This window comes from Dictyobacter arantiisoli, from assembly GCF_008326305.1.
Taxonomy (GTDB): domain Bacteria; phylum Chloroflexota; class Ktedonobacteria; order Ktedonobacterales; family Ktedonobacteraceae; genus Dictyobacter; species Dictyobacter arantiisoli.
Window position 1 is genome coordinate 1 of record NZ_BIXY01000230.1, and the last position, 1,534, is coordinate 1,534.

The following is a 1,534-nucleotide window of genomic DNA, read 5'->3' on the forward strand; positions in this document are numbered from 1 at the left end:
AATATGAGTCATCCCGGATTTTTGGATAACCCGTAAAAACCTTCAAACGATAAAATGAAGCAAAGCCAGGAATTGCAGGGACTAGGCAAAAATGGCCTCCTGGTCTAAACTGTTGATGAACAAAATACCAACAGGAGAGACAGGAGGCCATTCACATTAATGCCTACTCAGTATGACATACTTCAAAAAAATGAACAAGACCCCCAAAAAACGTCGCAGGAAATAGCGCAAGAGCTTGAAGTGTTTCTTTCACCTTTATTAATAGTACTCGACGCGCTTCTCGATAAGAGGTTGCAACGAACGTTGGTGCAGTGTTGCGTAGCAATTCTCCGTTTCAGGAACAACAAGCAGGGATTACTTCTGAGCGAATTGGGCTCGTATATGGATAATTATCGCGGTTTATCACAAAGTGCGGCGGCAGGAACGAAGAGGATAAGTAACCTCATCAGATCTTTGAAATGGAATATTGCTCATGTTGACAGATATTTACTAGAAGAAGCTGATAGAGAGGTGAAAAGACTCAAAGAAAATGGAAAGCGTATCCTCTGCATTTGGGATGGAAGCGTGATAGAAAAGCCAGAAAGTAGTGTTGTAGAAGGATTATGCCCAGTCAGGTCAAGCAAGGCAAAAAGACTCAATCGCTCAAGAAAAGGACACGTTTTCAATATGCCAGCAGCAAGACCAGTGATGGTCACTGGAATGCATTGGACAGGGGCATTAATTGCAGGATTGGACGGAATCCCAAAAGTTGCGTTTATGAGTTGGTGGACGACAAGAGGAGATTATGCAACAAAAACGAGAGAAGAAGAAGAAAGGCTCTTGCGCAAATGTGTCAGGAAATGGAGTGATATCCTCGTTCACATTTTCGACCGTGGATATGCGTCCGGTCCTTGGTTACAGTTTCTTCAATCGTTCAAAGTCAAGTTCGTCATTCGATGGATAAAAAACCACAAATTTTTTGATCAAAGTGGAGCAGAAAAGAAATTGTGGGAAATCGGCCGAGGAAAGAAGTACCTTGCGCATAAAGAAATATTTGATACGTTTACCGGTCAGAAAATGCCCTGCGATGTGTGGTGGACACAGGTATGGCATGCAAGTTACGCGTATCCTTTGTATTGCGTTAAAGTGAGAGTGAACAAAAAGGTATGGTATCTGATCACAAGCGAGCCAGTAAAAGCAGAAGCCCAAGCCTGGGAAGTCGTTTTTATGTACAAGAGGCGTTGGCAAATTGAAACGAGTTTTCGTTATGGAAAGTGTGAGTTGGCGATGGAAAGCCCTCGCCTGTGGGCTTTTGAAAATCGGCTGAAACTTCTTTCACTTGTAACACTTTGCTATGCCTTTATTATCCATATTCTAGAGCCGCTCTATAGAGATATGGTTCAGACGATTTTGCACCTCAAGTGCCATAGAACAGGGAAGCGGTGCCGAGAAACTCTGGCACCGCTTTACCGCGTACGGTGGGCGATCAGCCGCCTTTGGGATGATGCCCATCCCGTACTTGGAAGTGTTCTTCCGCCGGACTTAGAAACAATTC

At 43.9% G+C, this 1,534-nt stretch carries 1 protein-coding gene; it reads left to right on the forward strand.

The window, feature by feature from the left end; genetic code table 11:
* Positions 1-159 precede the first annotated feature (159 nt).
* Positions 160-1,534, forward strand: a 1,375-nt coding sequence (locus tag F1593_RS27960) for a transposase (protein WP_149404832.1), incomplete at its 3' end; no start/stop codon positions are given.